The 24050-nt window shown below is 61.2% G+C and carries 18 protein-coding genes; 6 read left to right on the top strand and 12 right to left on the bottom strand.

Annotation, left to right across the window (positions count from 1 at the left end):
• Nucleotides 1–43: 43 nt before the first annotated feature.
• Genes ACK3SC_RS13125 through ACK3SC_RS13110 form a run of 4 tightly spaced genes read right to left on the bottom strand, consistent with a single transcriptional unit; the run spans nt 44 to nt 7793 of the window.
• A complete protein-coding gene (locus ACK3SC_RS13125; protein WP_416840640.1) occupies nt 44–1273 on the bottom strand; it encodes a hypothetical protein in 1230 nt (409 codons plus the stop codon).
• Nucleotides 1270–3498: a hypothetical protein gene (locus ACK3SC_RS13120; protein WP_416840639.1), complete on the bottom strand. Its 2229-nt coding sequence runs from the start codon at nt 3496–3498 to the stop codon at nt 1270–1272. Before ACK3SC_RS13120 ends, ACK3SC_RS13125 begins: the two co-directional genes overlap by 4 nt.
• Nucleotides 3499–3502: 4 nt before the next feature.
• On the bottom strand, nt 3503–5638 hold the full coding sequence (locus ACK3SC_RS13115; protein ID WP_416840638.1) for a type II secretion system F family protein: 2136 nt from the start codon (nt 5636–5638) through the stop codon (nt 3503–3505).
• Nucleotides 5628–7793 carry an ATPase, T2SS/T4P/T4SS family gene (locus ACK3SC_RS13110; protein WP_416840637.1) on the bottom strand — a complete coding sequence of 722 codons (2166 nt, stop codon included), beginning with the start codon at nt 7791–7793 and terminating at the stop codon, nt 5628–5630. Before ACK3SC_RS13110 ends, ACK3SC_RS13115 begins: the two co-directional genes overlap by 11 nt.
• Before the next feature lie 379 nt (nt 7794–8172).
• On the opposite strand from ACK3SC_RS13110, the gene ACK3SC_RS13105 reads away from it, so the two are divergent.
• On the top strand, nt 8173–9315 hold the full coding sequence (locus ACK3SC_RS13105; protein ID WP_416840636.1) for a CBS domain-containing protein: 1143 nt from the start codon (nt 8173–8175) through the stop codon (nt 9313–9315).
• A 97-nt stretch (nt 9316–9412) separates the two neighbouring features.
• Here the strand turns inward: ACK3SC_RS13105 and radB are convergent, their stop codons facing one another.
• Entirely contained in the window at nt 9413–10102 is a 690-nt protein-coding gene (gene radB / locus ACK3SC_RS13100; protein ID WP_416840635.1) for a DNA repair and recombination protein RadB, read from the bottom strand.
• A gap of 105 nt (nt 10103–10207) precedes the next feature.
• Here radB and ACK3SC_RS13095 point away from each other — a divergent pair, with 105 nt between their 5' ends.
• From ACK3SC_RS13095 to ACK3SC_RS13085, 3 genes are all read left to right on the top strand, one after another.
• The gene (locus ACK3SC_RS13095) at nt 10208–10945 is read left to right on the top strand and encodes a hypothetical protein (RefSeq protein WP_416840634.1); all 738 of its coding nucleotides are present in this window, start codon (nt 10208–10210) and stop codon (nt 10943–10945) included.
• 75 nt (nt 10946–11020) lie between these two features.
• Nucleotides 11021–11956 (top strand): alpha/beta fold hydrolase, encoded by a 936-nt coding sequence (locus ACK3SC_RS13090; RefSeq protein ID WP_416840633.1) that lies wholly within the window; start codon nt 11021–11023, stop codon nt 11954–11956.
• 109 nt (nt 11957–12065) lie between these two features.
• Entirely contained in the window at nt 12066–12611 is a 546-nt protein-coding gene (locus ACK3SC_RS13085) for a hypothetical protein (RefSeq protein ID WP_416840632.1), read from the top strand.
• A gap of 65 nt (nt 12612–12676) precedes the next feature.
• Here ACK3SC_RS13085 and larC read toward each other — a convergent pair whose 3' ends face one another.
• Nucleotides 12677–14125 (bottom strand): nickel pincer cofactor biosynthesis protein LarC, encoded by a 1449-nt coding sequence (gene larC / locus ACK3SC_RS13080; RefSeq protein WP_416840631.1) that lies wholly within the window; start codon nt 14123–14125, stop codon nt 12677–12679.
• 196 nt (nt 14126–14321) lie between these two features.
• On the opposite strand from larC, the gene ACK3SC_RS13075 reads away from it, so the two are divergent.
• Nucleotides 14322–16550 (top strand): CDC48 family AAA ATPase, encoded by a 2229-nt coding sequence (locus tag ACK3SC_RS13075; RefSeq protein WP_416840630.1) that lies wholly within the window; start codon nt 14322–14324, stop codon nt 16548–16550.
• Nucleotides 16551–16660: 110 nt separating this feature from the next.
• On the opposite strand, the gene phoU is transcribed toward ACK3SC_RS13075, so the two are convergent.
• The 5 genes from phoU to ACK3SC_RS13050 form a co-directional block, all read right to left on the bottom strand.
• A complete protein-coding gene (phoU, locus tag ACK3SC_RS13070) occupies nt 16661–17341 on the bottom strand; it encodes a phosphate signaling complex protein PhoU (RefSeq protein ID WP_416840629.1) in 681 nt (226 codons plus the stop codon).
• Between the two features lie 135 nt (nt 17342–17476).
• Nucleotides 17477–18325: a phosphate ABC transporter ATP-binding protein PstB gene (gene pstB / locus ACK3SC_RS13065; protein ID WP_416840628.1), complete on the bottom strand. Its 849-nt coding sequence runs from the start codon at nt 18323–18325 to the stop codon at nt 17477–17479.
• 51 nt (nt 18326–18376) lie between these two features.
• The gene (gene pstA, locus ACK3SC_RS13060; protein WP_416840627.1) at nt 18377–19999 is read right to left on the bottom strand and encodes a phosphate ABC transporter permease PstA; all 1623 of its coding nucleotides are present in this window, start codon (nt 19997–19999) and stop codon (nt 18377–18379) included.
• 1 nt (nt 20000) lies between these two features.
• Nucleotides 20001–20960, bottom strand: coding sequence for a phosphate ABC transporter permease subunit PstC (pstC, locus tag ACK3SC_RS13055; protein WP_416840626.1), 960 nt, complete (start codon nt 20958–20960; stop codon nt 20001–20003).
• A gap of 61 nt (nt 20961–21021) precedes the next feature.
• On the bottom strand, nt 21022–22083 hold the full coding sequence (locus tag ACK3SC_RS13050) for a PstS family phosphate ABC transporter substrate-binding protein (RefSeq protein ID WP_416840625.1): 1062 nt from the start codon (nt 22081–22083) through the stop codon (nt 21022–21024).
• Nucleotides 22084–22419: 336 nt separating this feature from the next.
• Here ACK3SC_RS13050 and ACK3SC_RS13045 point away from each other — a divergent pair, with 336 nt between their 5' ends.
• On the top strand, nt 22420–23421 hold the full coding sequence (locus ACK3SC_RS13045; RefSeq protein WP_416840624.1) for a PhoU domain-containing protein: 1002 nt from the start codon (nt 22420–22422) through the stop codon (nt 23419–23421).
• A 138-nt stretch (nt 23422–23559) separates the two neighbouring features.
• Here ACK3SC_RS13045 and ACK3SC_RS13040 read toward each other — a convergent pair whose 3' ends face one another.
• Complete coding sequence (locus ACK3SC_RS13040; RefSeq protein ID WP_416840623.1) at nt 23560–23937, bottom strand: 30S ribosomal protein S8e; 378 nt, start codon at nt 23935–23937, stop codon at nt 23560–23562.
• Nucleotides 23938–24050 lie beyond the last annotated feature (113 nt).

The raw sequence follows: 24050 nt of genomic DNA, 5'->3' as shown, positions 1-24050 counted from the left end.
TACTCACCCCGATGTGTGGTGACTCTGGAAAACCGAACCGGGGTCAGTCCTCGTAGAGGTCGACCTCCTCGTCGAATCGACGAATTTCGAACACGACGGTGACCGATTTCGTCGGGTCGCCCGCGAGAGAGACGGTCATCGAATCGTCACTGATGGCGTCGGTGACGGTGTCAGTTGCTTGATAGCGTAACTCGACACGGCCGTCTTCGTCGGTGATGACGCCGTCTGGTGCAGAGACGGTTCCGTAGGTCCCGTCAGTCCAGGTGAGTTCGGCTCCCGCGACGGGAGCGCCAGAGCGGTCGAACGCCCGCACGACGACCGTCTCTCGACCACCGTTCGGAACCCACGTTCCGTTGGGCGATTCGAGGACGAGGTACGCAACTGAGTCGGTTGCATCGTCATCGGCTCCTTCTGCGATTCCGTATCCGCCGGTTTCGGACGAGCCGACACTCACGCGAGCGAGGTGGAGGTCGTAGAGGCCGGGTGCGAGTTTGACTGTCAGCTCTGCGTGGTCCGTGCCAGGTCCTGCTGGTGCGTACGTGACGTCGGTGACGTACGGTTCGTCAGCGAGGAGGTCCTGCCACGTCTCTTCTGAGAGCGTCGTCGGGACCGTGATGGTCAGCGGGTCGCTCCCAGACCGAACCGTCAGGGTCCGGTCGCTCGAAGTGACTGCGGCGAATCTGACAGTCTGACCGGCGACGGTCTGTCCGTCGAGTTCGTCTTCGAGGAGCACGAGCGTGATGTCAGTCCCGCGGACCAGCGATTGTCGGTGGACGACTTCGGTTCCGTCTCCTGCCGAGAGGTATGCGACACCCGATTCGACGTGAAGGGTCTCTGTCGTGCGCTCGGCGTAGTTCGGGTAGTAGACGAGCGATTCTGTCTGGAAGACTCGGTCTGTCCCGTCCCAGTAGACGCTCGCTGCACCGACTGCCGTCGCGTTCGAGAGTGTGACCGAACCGACCGAGTCAGTCGCGAACGTTCCGGTCGCGTGCGGGGGCGAGACGAGGAGATACCGCTCTGGGTACGAGACGTCGGTATCGACTGCGACGCGCCCTGCGTCGCCAGTGCCGGCAGCAGCGAAGACAGCCGAGTCGAGTTCGGCGAGGTCAGCAGTGACGCGGTGCTGGTGGTCGGCCTCGTCACCGGCGGTCAACGCCGGAGTCATGGCCAACTGCGCCGTCGCGATGACCGAGACGACGAGCGCGAACGCGAACACGAGACCGAGGATTTCGGAAGTCGCACGCGAACTCCCAGCAACCGGTCGGAGGCTCATATTGAACACTCCACGTCGTCTGGGTCGTACGGGGTGATAGACGCGCCAGTGCAGTCGACGTCCTGCTTGTCGGTTTCGACTCCTGCAACGATGTACAGGTTGTCGTTACCCGAGTCGTCACTGTTGGCGGTTATCGTGGCCCGCTCGACGTTCACGTACGTCCCTGCATCGATGTCGATGGTTCCGGGAGCGACGATCGAGACTTCGACCGCGCTGATGCCAGTCCCTGCGTTGATACCGATGTCAGACCCTGTCTTCGACGACGAGAGACTGCCACCGAGGAGGTAGACGCTTCGTGCGGATTCGATGGAGATACCACCGTCACCGTCCATGACGACGCCGACGAGGTTGATTCCGCCTGCTGTCGATGTCACTTCCAGCGTCTTGGTGTCCTTCGTCGAGGAGATACCGGCACCAGAGAGGTCGACTGTCGCACCGGTGACCGAGACATCACCTTTACCGGAGATGTCTGCGTCACTGGCCTCGATGTCGCCACTGGACGTAATCGTGAGGACGCCAGTGTCTTTTTCGGAGGTGATTCCGGTTCTCGTGATGTCGATACCGGTATCTGCGGTTATTTCGACGTCGCCGAGCGAGATGATGGAGGCACCGGTGAGGTCAACGACGTCCGTCGTCTCGATGTACACGTTGTTCGACGCCGACGTGAGGCGGGTCCCAATCGCGTAGATGGGACCGTCGCCACCGTCGAGCGTGATGTCGTTCTTGGTCGCGATGAGGTCCACGTGGAGCGAGATTCCCTCGCCACCGCTGAGGTCTATCTCCGATGCGACGATGGTGCCGACACTCGGCGGGATGACGAGCATCTTGTCGCTGGCGGCGGCGTAGGTTCCGTCCTGTACGTCGCTCGCGTTGACGAGCACGTCGCCGTCAGCAGCGTTGTAGATGCGGTCTCCGTTTGCATCTTCGAAGGGTTGGCCGGGGTCGTCGACTGCGGCGATGAGGCCGCGGTCAGGCGACGATGGGCCACCTTCTCGGGTCTCCACGTCGAACGTCACGCGGTCGATTTCGGTCCCATCGGCATCTTGAACGTACACGTCGAAGCTGTCGGGGACGATTCCATCGGGCGAACCCGGGGCAGTGTAGACGAAGGTCGCACGACCGTTTTCGTCAGTGAATGTCGACCACGACCCTGTGTCGCGGGCTTCGACGCGGCTGTGGTCGGTCGCGACTTTCGCATCGACGACCGGGTTGTTCTGTGCGTCACGAACTTCGACCACCGCGAGGTGCGAGGCACCCGGCGGGAGCGTCGCGCCGTTGCCGGCGATATCGACGATGTACGTGGGCTCTTGTGGTTCGCCGGGCGTGTCGATACCCACGCGAGCGATGTGGAGGTCGTACACTTTCCCACCGGCCAGTTCGACGACGACGGTGTTGTGGTTCGCTCCAGTGGAGTACGACGCGACGTGCGCGTTGGGTTCACTCGCGAGGAGGTCGTTCCACGACGCTTCCGAGAGACGCGTCGCGAGCGATATCTGAATCGGCGTGCCGTTGTCGGTCACGCTAATGTAGTCGGTGCCGGCGCTCACGGGGACGACACTGAACGTCGTCGCGTCCTGTGCGCCAACGTTGATGTCGCCTTCGAGGAGGACCAGCGAGATGCGGTTTCCGTCGACGAGCGACTGGGTCATGCCCACCTCACCCGAATCGTACTTCGTGTACCGAGCGACGCCCTCGTGGGTGAGAGCAGGGTCGCTCTGGAGGTAGTTGTAGTCGGGTTGGTAGACGAGCATCTGCGAGTCGAACTCGCGAGCATCACCGTTCCAGTACCCTGCGGACGAGCCAACCGACTGTGCGTTGGTTATCGTCGCCGTCGCGGGTGCTGTCGTGTGAATCGTTCCGGACCCTGCAGCGGGCGAGAGGAACAACGCGCGAGTTGGGTAGTCGACGCCGGCTTCGAGGGAGGCTCTGCTGGGCGTGCCAGTGGAGGCCTTCGCGATACGTTCGTCGAACGTCGCGAACTCTCCCTCGACGGTCTGGAGGTGTTCGAACTCGGTCTGCTGGTTCCACGCGGGAACCGCCGAGACCTGAACCATCGCGATGACGGAGACGACGAGGGCGAACGCGAACATCGTCCCGAGGATTGCGGATGCAGCTCGGTCGTCAGTTCGGAGGTGCGAGCCGCCGCTTCCAAAGCGGGCGACGAGCTCGCGCGATACGTGCCTGAGTGGCGATTGTGTGTGTTTGGAGGGGGTTTTGTGAGTCATGTGTTTACACCAAGGCGAAGGCAACGAGTGCCAGCGCGGAGAGGCCAAGGGCGTATTTCAGGCCACTGAGTGCACTGTTGTCTGCGAGTTTTCCAGCGAGGAGGCCACTGCCGACCGCCTGGATGAGCGCGGAGTGGAAGAACACCACGTGGAAGTTAGCCAGCGGGACCGCAGAGAGTCCCATCGGGAGTCCCTGTCCACTCACGCCACCAGTCTGGCCGGATGCGGACATCTCGGCGAGGGGAGCGAGGTAACTCGCACCCAGCATGAGGATGACGAACAGGTAGACGAGGTATCCCATCACGACGATGGCGATGTACGACCCCATCGCGCGACGGCGGGATTTCTCGAGTTTGTAGCGGTTCCGCGTGTCTTCGGCGGCGACGCTGAGGACCCGCGAGAGGTCACCACTCGTTCGGCCACCGCTCGCGATGAGGCGGATGACCCGCGAGAGTTGCGGGACGCCGAGGCGACCAGCGAAGGACATGAGCGCCGAGTGGGCGTCGTAGTTCCATCGGATGTCGTTTCGGAGTGAGCGGAGTTCGTCCGCGAGCACACCGGTCGACCACCGCGAGACGAGCGCGAGGGCTTCCACGAGGGGGATACCCATCTGGTTCGCACTCGACAGCAGGTTGAGCGTGTCGGGGAAGCGCCGCTCGAGGGTTCGTTCCCGGTGCGTCCGCATTTCGTGGAACACGGTGAGCGGGATCGCGACGATAGCGAACGGGAAGACGACGAGCCACACCGTCGTGTTGTACGGGTCGGCCAGCATCGCCTCGATACTGGGCGTCGCAAGGCCGAGGGAGACAGCGACGAACGGTGCCGCAATCGCGATGGGGGCCGTGATAATCATCGAGAGATACGGCTGTCGCTGCATGATATCGAGGGGGTTCCCGATGAGTTTGCGAAGGTCGTAGACGACGTTCGCTCGGCGGTAGTGGTCGTGTCGGTAGTCGACGACGCCACCATCGGATGCGACCGCCGTGTCGGTTCCCCACCGAGATTCGCGGGCGCGTTCTATCTCGCGGCGGACGACGCCACCGAAGTTACGGATGGCCGTGCGAATCTCTTCGACGATAGTCACGTCGTGTTTCGTTCGAACCGTGTCCTGTGTGTACGGTGCCGACAGCACGTCGATGAGGAGCAAGAACAACGCCATCCCCAGCGGGAAGATGAGGTAGTTCAGCGCGTACAGTTGGCCGATCGTGTCGCCGCCGAGGAAACTGATGACCATCAGGGTGACGATGAGCAGCAGCGGTGCGGCGACGAACGCCGCAACGAACACTTCCGAGAGCATCGACAGCGTCTCGATGAAGTCTTCTTGTTCGTCACGTGCCTCTTCGAGGTAGGTCGACGACTCACGGTCCAAGAAGGCACTGACGTCCCCACCGGAGTCGAGAATCGAGAGCAAGTCGTCGAGGAACTGCTCGAAGTTGAGCGACGGCGTCAGGTTCCGCGCGTTGCGGAGGGCCGTGAACAGGTCGTTGCCGAACAGGTCCATGTCGCGGTCGATCATCTCGAACTCGCGAGACACCTCGCCGTAGTCGGGTGCATCGGCCACAGAGCGGATGACTTCGAGGAAGCTCATCCCGCCGTGGCTGAGCGCGTACATGTAGACGATAGCGTGGGGGAGCAGGATGTCGACGCTCCGGCCACGCATCTCGGCGCGTTGTTTCGGGAGGTAGTACCGCGTGTAGTACGTCGCTGCACCGAACAGACTGCCCAGTACGAGGACGAGCAGCGCGCCGAGGATTGGAACCTTGTACGGGAGGAGCGGTGCGATGAGGTTGTAGCCGACGCCGAAGCTCACAGGGCTACTGGCGTTGGCCAGCACGCCCATGCGAGTGAGGACGAGGGTCGCACCGAGACCGATGAGGGACCCGATGACGCCGGCGACGAACGCCAGTCGGATAGACTGGGTGAGGTACTCGTCGTAGGTCATCCCGACGCGGGACTGGTTCAGCCAGCGCTGGAGGTCACGGTGACCTGCCGGGTGGCGCTTGAAGTACGTTCGGACGTACCCGTATCGGGCACGAAGCCGACGAACGTCTTCTGGCGATTCGTCGAAGTGTTCTCGTGGGAAGTACTGCTCGACTTCGTAGTCGGGCAGTGGGACCGAGGAGGGTGAATCAGCGGGCATCGGATTCCTCCGAATCCTGCTCGTCGCTCACGTCTTCATCAGCAGACGCATCGGCGTCGTCCTCGGACGTGTGGGCGGGAGAGTCGCTGTCGGCATCTTCGGCGTCGACGCTGTCGGCGTCTTCACCATCTTCATCATCGTTGCTGTCGGTTTCGGCGTCGACGCTGTCGGCGTCTTCGCCATCGGCCGATTCGCTTTCGTCGCCAACTTCGATGTCGAAGAGGTCAGAGAGAATCTCTTCGGCCTCTGCTGCGAGCTCGCCTTCGTCGACATCGTCGCCGGTCACGTCGTCCGACGTTTCGTCGTCTGTTTCCACAGTGACGAGGTCGGTTTCCGCGTAGACGCGAGCGAGGAGACCTTCACGGTCACGTTCGAAGCGTCGAATCATCGCAGAGACGGCACGGTAGTCTTCGATTCCCTGTGCGGCGATGTAGCGGAGGACGTCGGCGCGAACGTCCAGTTCGTACTGGAGTTCTGCCTTGGTCCACCCGCGTTCGGCCGCGATTTCGTCGAGAATCTTCGAGTCGCCCACTCGCTCGTGGACGTCGTTGGTCGGGTTCCGCTTGAACACGTCTCGGAGCTGAACTTCTCCGTCTTCGTCCACACCGACGATTTCGGTGACCGCGATGTTGCGGCGCGTCCGGTCGCCGTCGAGGTGGATCTGTTTCTGGACGGAGATGATGTCGAGGTCCGACAGCATCTGTGCGGGGACGCCCAGCGGTTCGTTCCGCATCCGGTGAACCACGCCCTCCGAGGAGTCGGCGTGGAACGTCGTGTACGCGGTGTGGCCGGTCGCAATCGAGTGGAAGAAGGTCAGTGCGACGCGTTCTTCCGTCCGGATTTCACCGACGAGGAGGTACTCGGGGCGCTGCCGGAGGGCGGCCTGCAACAGCGCGTACATCGAAACCTCGCCACGGCCGTCGGCCGTGAAGGTGTCACGGGTGACAGACTGAATCCAGTTGTCGTGCGGCAGGGTGATTTCGCGCGTGTCCTCGATGGAGACGACCTTCGCGTATCCGGGGACGAAGAACGACACGGCGTTCATCGACGTGGTCTTTCCAGACCCCGTCCCGCCAGCGAAGATGAGCGAGCGGTTGTTCTCGATGGCGAGCCAGAAGTACGCCATCTGCTCGACGCTGAAGGTGTTCCAGCGAACGAGGTCGACTGGCGATAACGGCTCGTCTGCGAACTTCCGAATCGTGAAGTTCGACCCGCGAGTCGCGATGTCGGACCCGAGCGTCAGTTGGACGCGAGAGCCGTCTGGGAGACTCGCATCGACGAGCGGGTCAGAGACGGTTACCTGCTTGCCCGCACGCTGTGCGAGGCGAATCGTGTACGACGAGAGGTCACCGTCGTCGAAGACGACGTTCGTCGGCATGTCGCGGTAGACACCGTGGAAGATGTAGACCGGCACACCGTCACCGTCACAGGAGATGTCTTCGATTGCCGGGTCGCGCATAATCGGGTCGACACGACCGAAGTGGATGAAGTCGCGAAGCAGGAAGTAGAACAGCTTCCAGAGGGAGCCGTCTTCGACCGTCGCAGCGTGTTCCGAGATGATATCTCGTGCTTCGTCGTCGAAGATGTCCTCTCGGTCGCCTTCGTGGTCCAAGTCGCGGTACAACAGGCTGTTGCGGAGAATCTTCGTCAGGTCGTCGCGGACGAACGTTTCGAAGTGGTCGAGCACGGGTTCGCTCACGTGGTAGCGGTACTCGCGCTGTGTGTGGTCGTACAGAACCGAGACGAACGCGAAGGGCTTGTTCACCCAGTAGTGCTCGATATCCTGGACGCCTTCGAGGAACGAGAAGTCGAAGAAGTTCGCTTCGATGAACTCGTCACTCGGAGCGGGTGCGAACGCCGTCTCCTCGTCGAGGTCGGCGAAGAACGCCTTGACTTCTCGGAGCACTGCGTCTCGGAGCGTCTCTGGGGGTGCTTCGTCGGCCGATTCGTCGACGGATTCGTCGTCTTCTGTCTGGACCTCGGACGGCCCATATTCGATGCGGTCAGTGGCTGCGACTGGAAGTTCCATCGCTCGCGCAGCCATTGCGTTGAAACCGGTCGTTGGGACCAGTTCAGCGGACCCCGAGCCGTCAGCTCGGAGCGATTCTTCGCCATCGTGGCGATCTGTTTCAGAGTTCTTGTCAGGAGTCACCATACTCTCGAAAAGGTGAACGACTGGAAAGCGTGTAAGTATGGAGAGGCTAGATGTTTGAATTCTCGGGGTTAGGGCAGCCCTACTCCCAGAATTAGGAGAACATTCAGAAACTGGATTTCCGTGTGTCGGTCGCACACTAGCGGCGAAATCCGCCGACAATTAGAGAGAATCGCGCGCGACGATTCGGTGTACCGTCGGCGTGATGTTCTTCGAGTGGCATGTTATCAATTGAACTGAGTGTGTCAAACACCCACACAGCCCGTCTCTCGTCAGAATTCGCCGGTTGAGTCTCGCCGTGGCCTTGCGATTCCGGTGGTTCCTGACCGGTGGAAACGGGACGAAGTTTCAAGAGAGGACACGTTGTATATCACGATGTATTATGGATATTGCTGATATCGCCACTCATGATTTCATCGAGGTCGACGTTAACGAGCGATTAGGCAAAGTCCGCTCAATCTTCGAGCGGGAAAACCCTAAAGGAATCATCGTCGTCGAGGACGGCGACTACGCGGGTGTCATCGGTGAGAAGCAACTCATCAACTCGCACGTCGAAGACAACACCAAAGCCGCCGCGCTGGCGAAGGCGGTTCCGAAAATCGACCGACACGAGAACGTGCGCGAAGTCGCGCGGATGCTCGTCGAGGGAGACACCAAAGTCGCCCCCGTCTACGAGGGCGAAAAGCGGTACGGCGTCATCACGCAGAACGGCATCCTCGAAGCCGTTCTCGAGAATCTCGACGCACTGACCGTCGAACAGATTTACACCGACGACGTAGTCACCATCGGCGAACGTGACCACCTCGGACAGGCGATCAACCGACTCCGCGAACACGGCATCTCGCGCCTCCCGGTCCTCACTCCCGATGGCCGTCTCACCGGGGTCCTGACCACGTACGACCTCGTCGAGTTCATGGTTCGCGACGAGGGCCGACAGGGCAAACAGGACCGCCGTGGCGACACCGACCGGATGTTAGACCTGCCGGTCTACGACCTGATGACCAGTCCGGCGCTCACGACGACGCCCGGCGAGAGCGTCCGCGACGCAGTCGCCCGAATGCTCGAAAACGACATCGCCGGCCTCGTCGTCACGCCTGCAGACGACGATGGCGAAGTGCTCGGCGTGCTGACGAAGACTGACGTGCTCCGTGCGCTCACCTACACGGAAGAAGAGCGAATGGACGTACAGGTCACGAACATCGGCCTGCTGGAGACGCTGAGCCGCCAGAACATCATCTCAGCCATCACCGAGGTGGCCGACAAGTACCAGCGGATGAGCGTTCTCCACGCGCACGTTCGCTTCCACGAACACAAGGAGAAACTCCGTGGCACGCCGCTCATCCAGTGCCAGATTCGACTCCGCACGAGTCACGGCCAACTGGCAGGCAGTGGCGAAGGCTACGGGTCGGAACACGCATTCCACGTCGCGCTCGACAAACTCGAACGCAACGTACTCGAGATGAAGGGCTTCGAGGCTGACGAACGCTACCGCGGGCAACTGCTGCGAAAACTGAACGACCTGTAATCCGGGTCCGGATTACACGCGTCTGAACCGACTGGCGAATCATACTGGGCTGACGAACCACGCCGGGCCGACCGAGTTCGGCCCCGTCGACCTCTTTTTAAATATCCGTACTGGAGAGCCCGCGGTCGGTTATCTTGAACGTCGCCGTCTCGCCTGCGGGTTTCGCACGGTGTTTTTCGAGCGTCGCACGTCGGTTCCCACCGCGGAATCGGTCGAGACGGACGACAGTTCCGGTCCAGTGTTCGAGCGTGTGCCCGCCGAGTGCGCGTGTCCGGTCGCTCTCGGGGTCGGAGTACACCTGATTCGTGAGGACGACTGCGAGGTCGTGTTTTCGCGCCAGCGAGAGGAGGTGCGTCACCTGCCGGGCGACGCGACGGAGTGACTCGCCGCCGTCGCCTTCCGCAGTTCGTTCGAGTCGGTAGAACCCCGTCGCGGAGTCGACGACGATCAAGTCGGCCTGGTCGACGAACTCGGCGGCGTCGCGGACAGCCTCCTCCTGGTCTTCGAAATCGTACGCCTCGCTGATCATCAGTCGCGAGGTCACGTCCTCCACGTCGGCGGGCGCAACGGCTTCTGCGAGTTGCTGGAAACGGTCGACTGACAGTCCTTCGGTGTCGATGTAGACGACGGTACCGCCGTTGGCAGCGACGTTGACGGCCGCAGAGAGTGCGACGTTCGTCTTGCCGGCGGCTGGCGGACCGTACACTTGCGTGACGGTACCGCGTTCGAACCCACCGTCGAGCAGGTCGTCGAGCGAGGCGCATCCGGTGGAGACTGGCTCTGTCACGGAGTGAAGTGCGCACCACCACCCGAAAAAGTCCTCGGTCCACCCGGCACGCTCGTGGCGGCAGACGCAACACGATTTATTCACTCCCGTCGCCAACCCCCACCCGTGATAGTCGTCGCGACCACGGATTTCGAACTCTACCACGAAGCCGTGGCAGAATTACGGAGTCGGGGTGTCAGCTTCACCACCATCGAACCGGGTGACCAACTCCCAGAACAGACACGTGTCCTCATCACCGGACCAGATGACGACATCGAGACTGAGACGAACGTCTCACGAGTGACCGCAACCGGCGACGACGCGCGTCGCGCCGTCGACGAAGCACTCGCCACACTCCGTGGCGGCGGTGGGCGAGTGGTCGTCGGTGTCGACCCCGGAACGAGACCCGGAATCGCGATTCTCACCGGTTCGACGGTCGTCGCTGCGTTTCACGTGCCACTGGCGAACGCAGTCGACGTTATCCGGCGCGAAATCAAAGACGCTGTCGACCCGGTGGTCCGAATCGGCGACGGGGCGCGTCTTCAGGGCGCGAAACTCATAAACGAACTCGACGACATCTCGGTCGAACTCGTCGACGAGACGGGGACGACGCCGTATCTGGGGACGGGTGCGCGCGGGATGGGCGACGTGCTCGCCGCAGTCAACATCGCTCGAATGAGCGGCGAACCCATCGAGTCACGCGAGATAGAACCGACCGAGGGCGAACTCAAGCGCATCAAGGCCCGTTCTCGGGAAGTCTCAGACGATAGCCGGACTATCGACGACGAACTCGCCCGCCGGGTCGCCGGCGGTGAACTCAGTATCGACGAGGCACTCACCGAACACCGGACGCGACAGACGTAGCGACGGCCACGTTCTCGACCGGTTCGTGTTCTCGACCGGTTCGTATTTTATCGTGCTTGCGAGCGTACAGTTGGTATGACTTCCATCAGTTCGACTGCGATAGACGACTCCATCTCGATGGCCCACACCGAGACCGGGTGGGTCGACCGGTCGATGTACCCGTTCGAGTCGAAGTGTCTCGGTCTCTCGGCCGGCGCGGTTCACTACGTCGACGAAGGCCCCGACGACGGTGGAGCGGCGACGCTCTTGCTGCTCCACGGAAATCCGACGTGGTCGTTTCTCTACCGACACCTGATTCGCGGCCTCCGCGACGAGTATCGGTGTGTCGCACTCGATTACCTCGGGTTCGGTCTGTCGGAGCGACCACCTGCCTTCTCTTACCGGCCCGAAGACCACGCCAGCGTCGTCGAGGAGTTCATCGACGAACTCGGACTCGAGGATGTCGTCCTCGTCGTCCAGGACTGGGGCGGGCCAATCGGTCTCTCGTACGCCATCGAACATCCTGAGAACGTCGCCGGTCTCGTCGTGATGAACACGTGGCTGTGGCCCGTCACCGACGACCCGCACTTCGCGCGCTACTCACGACTCGTCGGTGGGCGAATCGGCCGCGAACTCTGCGAGCGCTTCGACCTGCTCACGCGAGTGATTATGCCACTAGGCTTCGCAGACCGGTCGAAGTTCACTGACGCAGCACGTCTTCAGTATCGGTTGGCTAACCAGAACGACCGAACCGGAACGGCCGTCTTCCCACGCGAGATTATCGGGTCACAGGCGTGGCTCTCGTCGCTGTGGCAACGCCGCGAGAAGCTCGCTGACATCCCCGCGCGACTCATCTGGGGCATGGCGGACAGCGCGTTCCGACCGGCCGAACTGCGGACGTTCGAGGGGCTGTTCGAAGACTCGAAGACGGTCCGACTCTACGGTGTGGGTCACGATGTCCCAGAGGAATTCGGGGCAGACCTCGTGCCGCTGGTTCGGGACTTTCTGGTTGACGAATCCGAATCTGAATAGTGGTTTCACCGGAACGAATAACGCGCCACTAACCAGGTCCCCAAACTGAGAGAGACACAGTTACGGGTTCATAGCTATCCGGTCCTCTGGCGTCCCCTTTTCCACACTGATGAACGCACGAACGCATTCAATCGGGCGCAGAACGTATCTGAAAGCACTTGGAGTCGGCGCACTCGCTGTGGGTGGGTTCAGTACGCCAGCGGCGGCACACAGAGGGGCACTCCAGCGCGAGTTGGCGTCTGTCCGGGCAGCCACGTCGAAGTACGCCGACGTTCGGAAGGCAATCGAAGACGGCTACGTGCTCGGAAGCCCGTTCATCCCGGGGATGGGGTATCACTACGTGAACCACGACTACTTCATCGAGAACTACGACGACGACGTGGATATCACCAAACCCAGTGCACTCGTCTACGGAAAAAACGAGGGTAACGGGAAGGAAGAACTCATCCTCGGCGCAGTCGAATATCTGTTCGAAAAAGGGCCAGAGTACGATGGCCAGTTCCCGGACCTCTTCCACGGCGACGGTGACGACGGCATGTGGGGATTCGCCGGCGGCCACTGGGGACTCCACGCGTGGGTGCACGTGAACAACCCTGCGGGTACGTTCTTCCCGTTCAACTCACGGCCACAGTTCAATATGAAAGACGAAGTCTGAGTTTCGCGCGGAGAGTACACTAGTTTTGTTCGACGGTGCCAGAGGTCGCAGAAGCAACTCGCACGTCACGCAGATTCCGACGGTGCAACCGCTTCGACTGCCCGGCGCATGATCTCACGAACCGTCAAGCCAGTCTCTTTCGCCACGGCGAGGGCGTCGTCGTACTCGGCGCTTCTGTCGTAGACGACGCCGTCTGCGTCGCTGGCGACTTTCACCGTCACGTCGTACGAGTCGCCGTCGATGTCGAGCGTGGCCGTCTCGAACTCCCTGTGAGCGGTCCAGCGGTGCCCCGCACCGTGTTCTCTGATTCCGAGCGTCCCCGACTCGACGGCGAGGCGGTAGGCGACGCGTTCGGCGTCTTCCGGTTTGACGACGACTTTGACGAGGTGACCGGGGCGTGACTTCTTCATCGTCGTCGGGATGATAGACACGTCGCGCGCGCCGGCGTCTTTCAGCGTCTCCTGGAGGCTTCCGAGAATCTCGGGAGAGACGTCGTCGAGGTTCGTTTCGAGTACTGAGATGTCGTCGCGGACGAGTCGCGACCCGCCGTCGCCGACGATAGCCCGAAGGACGTTTGGATGGTCGGGGAACTCCCATCCGCCGGCCCCGTAGCCAGACGATTCGACAGACAGCGAGGGGAGCGTCTCGACACCCTCGGCGACGTGTGCGAGGATGGCCGCACCGGTCGGCGTGAGGAGTTCGGCATCGACGGGGCCGCCGCGGATGGACCAGTCGGCCTGTTCGACGACGTTGAGAACCGCCGGGGCGGGGACTGGGTAGGTTCCGTGACTCATCGTCGCTTCGCCGCCGCCGACCGAGACGGGTCCGGTGACGATTCGGTCCACGTCCAGGTCGTCGAGGAGGAGACACGTCCCGACTACGTCGGCGATTGCGTCGTCTGCGCCGACTTCGTGGAAGTGGGTGGCTTCGAGGTCAGTCCCGTGAACGTCGGCCTCTGCTTCGCCGAGGAGACGGAAGATAGCCGTCGCGTCTGCGACGATATCTGCCGGGAGGGCCATCGACTCGACGAGTTCGACCACTTCGGGGTAAGTTCGGTGGGGTCCGTGGCCCTCGGCGTGCGTGTGGTCGTGACTATGCGAATGACCGTGGTCGTGCGAATGACCGTGATCGTGCGAATGACCGTGATCGTGCGTGTGGTCATGGCTGTGCGAATGACCGTGGTCTGGAGAGAGCGTTCCGCGCACGCGATGGCGCCTCGTCCCGTCGGAATCGTCGGAACTGTCGGCGGTGGCGTGTTGCTCGTCGTCGGGGGTCCGCCCGTGGTCGTCGTCGTGACCCTCCCCACGCGGGTCACCGCCGTCTGTCTCGGCGACGAGGACGTCCACCTTGGTCGCGAGGATGCCGTTTTTGTCCACCTCGTGGACCCGGTATTCGATGTCGAGTGCGTCTTCGACAGGGTCGAGAACAGACGGGTCCGCCCCAGCGGCGACGAGCGCTCCGAGGAGCATGTCACCGCTCGCACCCATCCGACCGTCGAACGCGAGGAGTCTCATGATAGTACTCGTGGGTGTGTAGCGGTAAAAACGCCCTCCATCGGCGCGGCGAAATCAGTTTAGTCGGTAGGGATTAGTATTCACCCGTCCTACTGTGTGCTAAGCTGTCACCAGCGGGAGACACCACCCCGGCCAGACCGGGGAAGGACTTATCCGATGGCCTCCCACAGGTATCAGCATCCCCGCGAGGTAATCAATGAACGAAGTCCAACTTGAAGTGGCGAAAGCGTACCCGAACGACTCGGGGCGCGGTATCGCCCGTCTTGACCCGGACACCTTGCTCCATCTCAAGCTCTCGCCGGGAGACATCATCGAGATCGAGGGAGGAAAGATGACCGCCGCGAAAGTGTGGCGGGCAGACCGGCAAGACTGGAACACGGATACGGTCCGCATCGACGGATTCACTCGGCAAAACGCCGACGTGAGCATCGGCGAACGCGTGACAATTCGCAAAGCAGACGCCAAGAAGGCCGAGAAACTCGTGTTGGCACCGCCGGAAGAGGCGAGTGTCCAGTTCGGGTCCGACGCGGCCGGAATGGTCAAACGGCAGATTCTGAAGCGGCCAGTGGTCGAACGCGACATCGTCCCGGTGATGTCGAGTACGAACCACCCGTTCATGCGGTCGCCCGGACAGGCGATTCCGCTCATCGCCGTGGAGACGAAACCGGACGGTGTCGCACTCGTCACCGAGGACACCGACGTCGAACTCCGCGAAGAGCCAATCTCCGGATTCGAAAAGACCGGTGGCGGCATCACCTACGAAGATATCGGTGGCCTGACCAACGAGATTCAGCGCGTCCGCGAGATGGTCGAGCTGCCGATGAAGCACCCGCAGATATTCAAGAAACTCGGCATCGAACCGCCGCAAGGGGTGCTTCTGCACGGTCCGCCGGGTACCGGGAAGACGCTGCTCGCCCGTGCGGTCGCAAACGAGACATCTGCCAGTTTCTTCTCTATCGCTGGCCCCGAGATTATCTCGAAGTACTACGGTGAGTCCGAACAGCAACTCCGCGAGATATTCGAAGACGCGAAAGAAGAGTCACCGAGTATCATCTTCATCGACGAACTCGACTCCATCGCGCCGAAGCGCGAGGACGTGACTGGCGAAGTCGAACGCCGCGTCGTCGCCCAGTTGCTGACGATGATGGACGGCCTCGAAGCACGCGGGCAGGTCATCGTCATCGCGGCGACGAACCGCGTCGACTCTGTCGACCCCGCACTCCGTCGCCCCGGCCGGTTCGACCGCGAAATCGAGATTGGCGTCCCGGACGAGGAAGGCCGCAAGGAGGTTCTCCAGATTCACACCCGCGGCATGCCGCTGTCGGACGACGTGAACCTCGACGACCTGGCGGACGACACCCACGGGTTCGTCGGTGCCGACATCGAGGCGCTCACCAAAGAGGCCGCGATGAAGGCACTCCGGCGCTACCTGCCCGAAATCGACCTCGACAGAGAGGACATCCCGCCGAGTCTCATCGACCGCATGGTCGTCAAGAACGACGACTTCAGCGGCGCACTCGGTGAGGTTGAACCGTCGGCGATGCGCGAGGTGCTCGTCGAGATTCCCAAGGTCACGTGGGACGACGTGGGTGGCCTCGAAGAGCCCAAACAGAAGGTCAAAGAGAGCGTCGAGTGGCCGCTGACGACGCCCGAGAAGTTCGAGCGCATGGGTATCGAACCGCCGAAAGGCGTCCTTCTCTACGGCCCACCGGGGACGGGGAAGACCCTCATCGCGAAAGCCGTCGCCAACGAGACCAACGCGAACTTCATCTCGGTTCGCGGCCCGCAACTGCTGTCGAAGTGGGTCGGTGAGTCGGAGAAGGCGATTCGGCAGACGTTCCGCAAGGCGCGGCAGGTCTCGCCGACGATTATCTTCTTCGACGAGTTGGACGCACTCGCGCCCGCTCGCGGACAGGACATGGGCAACAACGTCTCCGAGCGTGTCGTCAACCAACTCCTGACGGAGTTAGACGGCCTCGAAGACGCCGGGAACGTCATGGTCATCGCGGCGACGAACCGCCCGGACATGATCGACCCCGCGCTCATCCGCTCTGGTCGCTTCGACCGCCTCGTGCTCATCGGCCAGCCCGAAGAGAAAGGTCGCGAGCAGATTCTCGACATCCACACGCAAGCGAGTCCGCTCGCCCCAGACGTGAGCCTCCGCGAGATTGCGGAGATTACCGACGGCTACGTCGGGTCTGACCTCGAATCTATCTGCCGTGAAGCGGCCATCGAGGCACTTCGTGAGGATGGCGACGCCAAAGAAATCGAGATGCGTCACTTCCGCAAGGCGATGGAATCGGTCCGCCCGACCATCACCGAGGACCTGATGACGTACTACGAACAGATACAAGACCAGTTCAAGGGCGGAGCCCGCGAGGGGCTCTCACCCGACACCCGCGACGGCCGTCTCGGCTTCCAGTAAGCCACGAACCGTCGCGATTGCCTCGCCACTACGTTTTGTTTCGGGCATCTTCCGCCGACCAGCGTCGTGCACCGGTCGACGACCTGCCAGACAGAAAAGACGGAGTCGCGCTAGAAGAGCAGCGAGTCGTCGTTGTCGATCATGTAGAGCGTCCGCGCCGCAACGTTGACGGCGTGGTCGCCGATACGTTCGAGGTCGCGAATCGTCAAGAGGAGACGACGAACGTCGATGAGGAACTCTTCCGGTTCGAGGTCACCGTCACCTTCGAAGTCGCCACCCGTCATCAGGTCGCGAACGACGGTCTGGGAGGCGTTCGAACACATCGTATCGATGTCGTCGTCGCGCTCTGCGACCGAGCGACAGAGCTCTGAATCTTCGCTCTCGTAGGCGTCCATGGCCTGATCGACCATGTCGAGTGCGGCGTCACCAATGCGGCGGATGTCGACCTCAGGGTAGACGTCTTTCTCGGCGTCGATGGCGTAGCCAGCGAGGTTCGTCGCGAGGTCACCGATACGTTCGAGGTCGGTGATGATCTTGAACGAGGCAGTGATAAATCGAAGGTCGCCTGCGACGGGTTGCTGAAGCGCGAGCAGGTCGATACAGTCCTTTTCGAGTTCGAGGTAGATACTGTTGATTTCGTGGTCGCCTTCGATGACTTCCTGTGCTTTGGCGTCGTCCTTCTCTTCGAGCGCTTCGAGCGCGAATCGGACGCGCTCTGCGACGAGCTCTGAGAGGTAGAGGACGTCCTCTTCGAGTTCGATGAGTCGAGATTGGTATGAGTTGCGGGCCATGTGTGATGTTCCGTGAGACTGTGTGAAATTCCTTGTGTTGGTTTCAGTTTTGGGCGTTCGCAGGAAACACGAACGGCCGCCGAAAGACGAATCTGAATCCCTCGTCGGGCGTCCAGTAGTCGGCGTGATGTGGCGCTATCCGAACTTTCCGGTGATGTAATCTTCGACGCGTTGACTCTCGGGGTTCTCGAAGATCTTCTGCGTGTCGTCGAACTCGACGAGTTCACCGCCGGTGAGGAACACAGCAGTCTTGTCCGAGATACGCGCCGCTTGCTGCATGTTGTGGGTGACGATGACGACAGTGTAGTCTTCGGCGAGTTCTTCGACGAGGTCTTCGATCTGCGAGGTCGCGACCGGGTCGAGCGCAGATGCGGGTTCGTCCATCAACAGGACCTCCGGGTCCGTCGCGATCGCGCGGGCGATACAGAGGCGCTGTTGTTGGCCACCAGAGAGGTCGAGACCGGACTCGTGGAGTCGGTCTTTGACCTCGTCCCAGAGGGCGGCGCGCTTGAGCGACTCTTCGACGATTTCGTCGTAGTCACCCTCGATCCCCTGGATGTTCAGGCCGTAGGCGACGTTGTCGTAGATGCTCTTCGGGAATGGGTTCGGCTTCTGGAAGACCATCCCGACGCGACGACGGAGTGCAACTGGGTCGACGTCGTCGTCGTAGACGTTCTTCCCACGAAGCGTCAGTTTCCCTTCGACACGTGCGACGTCGATGAGGTCGTTCATCCGGTTGATACACCGGAGGAACGTGGACTTGCCACACCCCGACGGGCCAATCATCGCGGTGACGCTGTTTTCGGGAATCTCCATCGAGATGTCCTGAAGGGCCTGTTCGTCACCGTACCAGACGTTGACGTCCTCCGCCCGGATGATTGTATTCGCCTTCATCTTCGCACCCGACTTGGACGTCGACAGTCCATCGCTGACGTCCGTCTGGACGAGCATCTCGTCGTTCGTCGGGTCCTCTGTCCCGGTCATAGCTGACGTTTCATCCGCTGCTGATATGTCTTTTTGGCTCATGTGTCTGAATTAGCTTTCACTTTCGAACTTGTTCCTGAGGACGATTGCAACCGAGTTCATCGCGAGGAGAACCGCGAGCAACACGACGACACCTGCCGGCACCGCCTTGGTGTAGAAGTCCTCGCTGGCGAACAGACTCGACCACGCGTACACCTGCAGGGGCATCGCGCTCACTTTCGAGCTGAGTTCGGTCGGCAGACTGAACAGGACGTTGGGGGCACCGATCATGATGAGCGGTGCGGTTTCCCCGATTGCCCGGCCCAGTGCGAGAATCGTCCCGGTGAGGATACCGGGGAACGCCTCCGGAAGGACGACGTTCTTGACGGTCTGCCACCGGGTCGCACCCATCCCGTAGGACGCCTGTCGCATCTCGCTCGGAACGGAGCGAATCGCCTCGCGAGAGGAGATGATGACGATCGGCAAGATGAGCAGTGCGAGCGTCGCCCCGCCGATGAGAACCGTCCCCGTCGGTTGGCCGAGATAGGTGACGAACACCCCCAGTCCGAGCAACCCGTAGACGACGGACGGAACACCAGCGAGGTTGGAGATGTTCACGTCGATAAATCGAGTGAAGACGTTGTCCGCTGCGTACTCTTCGAGGTACACTGCCGAGCCGACACCGATTGGGAACGAGAGCGCCGCGACGGTGATCATGAGTAGAATCGAGCCACCGATAGCGGGGTAGAGACCGGCGTTTACTGCGGACCCGCTGTGTGAACTCGTGAGGAACTGCCAGTCGACCCACGACTGCGGGCCGGCGAAGCCGAGCACGTCGACGAGGCCGGCACCGACGAGCGAACCGAAGACGATGACTGCCGCGAAGAGCAGTCCGACTCGCTCGTGTTCACGGGTCAGTGCTGCCCCACCGGCGTACGCCGCAGTCGGGACGAACGCGCCTGCCGTGACGACGGCGAGCGCTGTCGGGTTGACGCCGGTGAAGAATCCAGAGGCAGCGAACAGGCCGGTTGCGGTGAGCGTGGCCACGAACGCGACAACGCCTGCACGTCGACTCTCACGGATTCGAGCGAAGTAGAGGCCGACAGCCACGCCGACGGCCCCGCCGAGGAGATACGTGATGATAACCCACTCTCTCGGGATGATTGGTAGTCGCTGCACCAGCTCGGGGATGCTGTAGTAGTACCCCGGAATCCCGAACAACGAGAGGAAGAAGATGACACCGGTTGCCGCGACACGCACGACGAACGGAATCTGGTCTTCGTACTTCGTCATGACGACGACTGCGACGAACGGGACGACGAGTCCAACCGCGTACGAGAGACTGACGAGCGGCGGGATGATGTCGACGAAGAGGATGGCCGCCCCTCCGCTGAACATCACCGTCACTGCCAATATCCCGACGACGAGCGCACCGAGTTTGAGTGCAGGCACGTTAGTCCGCAAGAGGTACACACCGACGAGCGTCGCCGGCGCGACGAGGGTGACGAAGAAGACGAGATACCACCCGAGGTCCGCGGTGAGCGGTTGGAGTGCGTCGTTTGCGACGTAGACGAGGAGGATGGCCAGTGTGACGATGCCGAACATCGTCGCACCCATCAGGAGATACCGGAAGATGATACCGGCCCGTCGACTGACTTCGCCGAATCCCTCGATGGTGTCACTCTGGGTTGCCATCTCAGTACGCCTCCCGGTATTTCTGTGCGACGTAGTCGCTGATGATGTTCATGATGAGCGTGATGACGAAGAGGACGAGACCGATTGCGAACAGACTGCGGTAGGCCAGTCCACCACCGGTGATGTCACCGGTGAGCAGTTGGACCATCGCCGCCGTCATCGGCAGTGCACCTTCGAGATACGAGGTCGGGTCGAGTGGGTTGAGGAACTTCGCTTGCGCCCCTGCTGCGACGGTGACGGCCATCGTTTCACCAATCGCGCGCGAGAGTGCGAGGATGAACGACGAGAAGATACCCGAGAGCGCCGCCGGAACGACGATGCCAGTCGAGACGTCGAACTTCGTGGCACCCATCCCGTAACCCGCCTGTCGGAGGTCGTCCGGAACGGCGGACATCGCGTCTTCGGAGATGGAGGCGACCATGGGGATGATCATGATGCCGACGACGATGCTGGCAGAGAGGATGTTGAACGTCCCGATGCCAGGTAAGACGACCCCGAGTGCGGGCGTAATGTAGATGAGCGCGAAGAACCCGTAGACGACCGTCGGAACGCCAGCGAGGATTTCGAGTGCAGGCTTGAGCACCGACCGGGCCTGCGCACTCGCGTACTCACTCAAGTAAATCGCCGTTGCGACACCCAGTGGAAGCGCGATGATTGCCGACCCGATGGTAATCATCATCGTGGCCGAGACGAGCGCCAGCACACCGAACTCCCGGTTGTGAATCTGCCACGTCGTTCCGGTGAGGAAATCGACGAGAGACGCTGTTTCACCCGTGACACCCATCAACGGGGCGGTTATGCTGAAGAATTTCGCCGCCTCGGTGACGAGGAGTGCGACGATGCTGATGGTCGTCACGACGGATAACGCCGCGCACAGGAAGAAGAACGACCGCGTCAGCAACTCACGCGGAGCGTTCTCCGTCTTCCGCGTGAGGTCGGATTCGAGGTCATCTGTACTCATTGGTTTGTGTGTTTGTGAATGTTGAACGCGTACTTTGGGAGCCTATGCTGTCACTCGAGGGTTAGTTGGCCTCTTCGATGGCCGAATTGAGTCTCGCGAGCATCCCCGCCTGTTCTTTGTAGCTGAGGGGGACGTAGCCGACTTCGTCGGCGACGATTTCCTTGCTCGTCGACATGTGAAGCCAGTAGCGTGCGAATCCGGCAACGTGTTTCTCTGCCAGCGATTCCTTGGCGAGATACGTAAACAGCGGGCGCGATAGGGGTGTGTACTCTCCGGCGAGTGCGGTGTCGAGCGACGGTTCGACGTAGCCATTCCCGTCGTCGATGGCGACTGCTTGCACTCTGTCTTTGTTCTCACTGTAGTACGCGAAGCCCATGTAGCCGATGGCGAACTCCGAGCCTTCGACACCCTGAATGATGGTGCGGTCTTGTTCTGTTGCAGAGTAGTCCTGGCGATGGTCCGGGCCTTCTTCGCCGAGGATTGCCTCGATGAAGTAGTCGTACGTGCCAGATGCGTCAGTGGGACCGAAGATTTCGATTTCTTCGTCGGGCCAGTCGGCGTTCACGTCGGCCCACGTCGCCGGCTTCGACTCGGCGGAGAAGATGGTCTCGAGTTGTTCGACGGTGAGTCCCTCGCCGATGAAGTCGTTGTCGTTGTTGACGATGACGGTCAGCGCGTCAGTCGCCACCTTCAGTTCGACAGGATTGACACCTTCAGTAGAACACTGGTCTTGTTCTTCGGGTTTGATTGGGCGAGATGCGTTGTTGAAGTCCGTCTCGCCTGCACAGAAGTAGTTAGCAAACCCACCACCGGAGCCAGTGGACTGAATGTTGATGTTGACTCCGGCGTTCGTTTTCTGGAACCGTTCAGACATAGCCGTCGCGAGCGGAAAGACAGTAGAGGACCCTGCGATGTCGATGGAACCAGAGAGATCTCCACCGCCAACGGAACCTGAACCCTCGGAACCGCCATCGGTACCCGAGTTGCCCCCATCGGTGCCCGAGTTTCCATTCCCGGTTACCGCCGGGTTGCGTTCGGTACAACCAGCCAGACCAGCGAGCCCGGCCGCACCCGAAGCGACCAAGAATGAACGCCGGGACAGGACGTCCGAGTTACGCGTCATCACCATTTTCGATTCTAGTTACGGGTAAATACCCTGCTATGACAACTATATAGTGATACGTTCTGTAATGTGTAGCATGCGAATAGCCATCGTTCAAAACTCGTACAACTTCGAGGATTTCTCCCTTCGGGAGCGCGAGTTTGAATCACACTACCCGATGGGACAGTTCGTGTAGAACGGACGAACACCACGGTGGAAGTAGGGAGTTACTTCTCTCCTGTAGATAATCGCTCGGAGATGTGTTTGTTTCTCTACTATCAACCGAGAGCCTAGTAATTGGCACTCGCACTATATATTAATAGACAGATTTATTGTTTGAAGCGCACAGACACGAATATGGTCGAAACTCGAAAGGTGCAGGTGACGGGAGGATCTACCTACACCGTCTCTATCCCCAAAGACTGGGCGACCGAAAACGGCGTCTCCGCAGGGAGCGAAGTCGAATTCTATCCCGAAGGAGATTCGTTGTTCTTGACTCCGCGCTCGGAAGAAGAACGCACTGAGGGCACCCTCGATATCTCGGACCTCGACGGAGACGAACTCACACGGGCAGTCATGACGATGTACGTCAGCGGATTCGACATCATCGCCCTCGAGAGTTCTCGCATCACGACCGACCAGCGACGGACGATTCGCGAGGCGACACAGAGCCTCGTCGGCCTCGAAGTCCTCGAAGAGACGCGTGACCGAGTCGTCATCCGCGACTTGCTCGACTCCTCGGAACTCTCGATTCACAACGCGGTCACGCGCATGCGACTCATCGCGATGTCGATGCTCGAAGACGCCATCGCCGCCATCGCAGAGCAGGACGAGGACCTCGCACAGGACGTCATCCAGCGCGACGACGACGTGGACCGCCTCTGGATGGTCGTCTCTCGTATCTTCCGCGCCACGCTCCGCACCCCGAAAGCCGCGGAAGAACTCGGCTTACCCCGCGAGGTGTGCTTCGACTACCAGTCTGCTGCCCGCCAGCTCGAACGCATCGCAGACCACGCGACGAAGATTGCGCATCTCTCGTTGAACTTCGAACAACCGGTCAACGAAGACATCATCGAGGCCATGGAGGAACTGTTCAAGGAGTCCGAAAAGGTCGTCAACGGCGGCATGGACGCGCTCTTTTCTGAAGACAGCGCCGAGGCGACCAGACTCGCGAACGAAGCCCGTGAGGCCGTGCAGGCGATCGACGAACGCGCCCGCAGTATCGACGAACTGCTCCGTGACCTCGACCCTGCCCGTGCGCAACTCCTCGGCCTCATCGTCGACTCCGTCTCTCGGAGCGCCGACTACGGTGGAAACATCGCCGAAACAGCGCTTCAGAAGGCTGCGCCGACGCCCTGAGCCACGCGTCGATTCTCTTTTTGCGTGTTGCGCTCGCGTCCGCGACTCGCACACCGGCTGCTGGGACGCACCGACTGCTGGTGCTGTGTGTGCGGGAAACGGGGTGTCCGCGCCGAAATCCGACGCGGTGAAAGAGAGTTATTCCTCGTCGATGAGGACTGCGTTGACCTGTCCGTCCTGTCCGGGTCGGGACGTGACGCGGGCCTGACCGGCGCTCGTGTCGATGATGGAGCCTTTCGTGATGATGTTTCGGCGAGCGTAGTTGACGTTCGACGGGTTGTCGATGACGCCTTCGATGTCGGCCTGTGTGACCGCTGCACCGTCAGCGACCTGTGCGACGTTGGTCGAGAGCGTGCGGAACTTCTTGTTGTTACCGCGGGAGTCGATGACCTGGAAGCGTGGTTCGCCAACCGTCGTTGCGGCGGGTTCGCGACCCAGCTGGTAGCGCTTCTTGTTCGACGACGGCTTGAGCCGTCCACCGGTCCGCTTTCGCTTGGAGCGTCCTTGGTCCTTCATACGGGGTAAAAACCTCGGTGACTACTTGAATCGCTCGAATCGGCTCTCGTCAGTTGGAGTCGGACGGCACGCGAGCGTGCCTGCGCAACACAAACCGTTTAGGTCACCCGCAC

Origin of the sequence: Haloferax sp. DFSO52 (assembly GCF_048158745.1) — an archaeon.
In the GTDB taxonomy this organism is placed as follows: domain Archaea; phylum Halobacteriota; class Halobacteria; order Halobacteriales; family Haloferacaceae; genus Haloferax.
The sequence above is the reverse complement of the archived record's forward strand: the minus strand, read 5'-3'. Positions and strand labels throughout refer to the sequence as shown.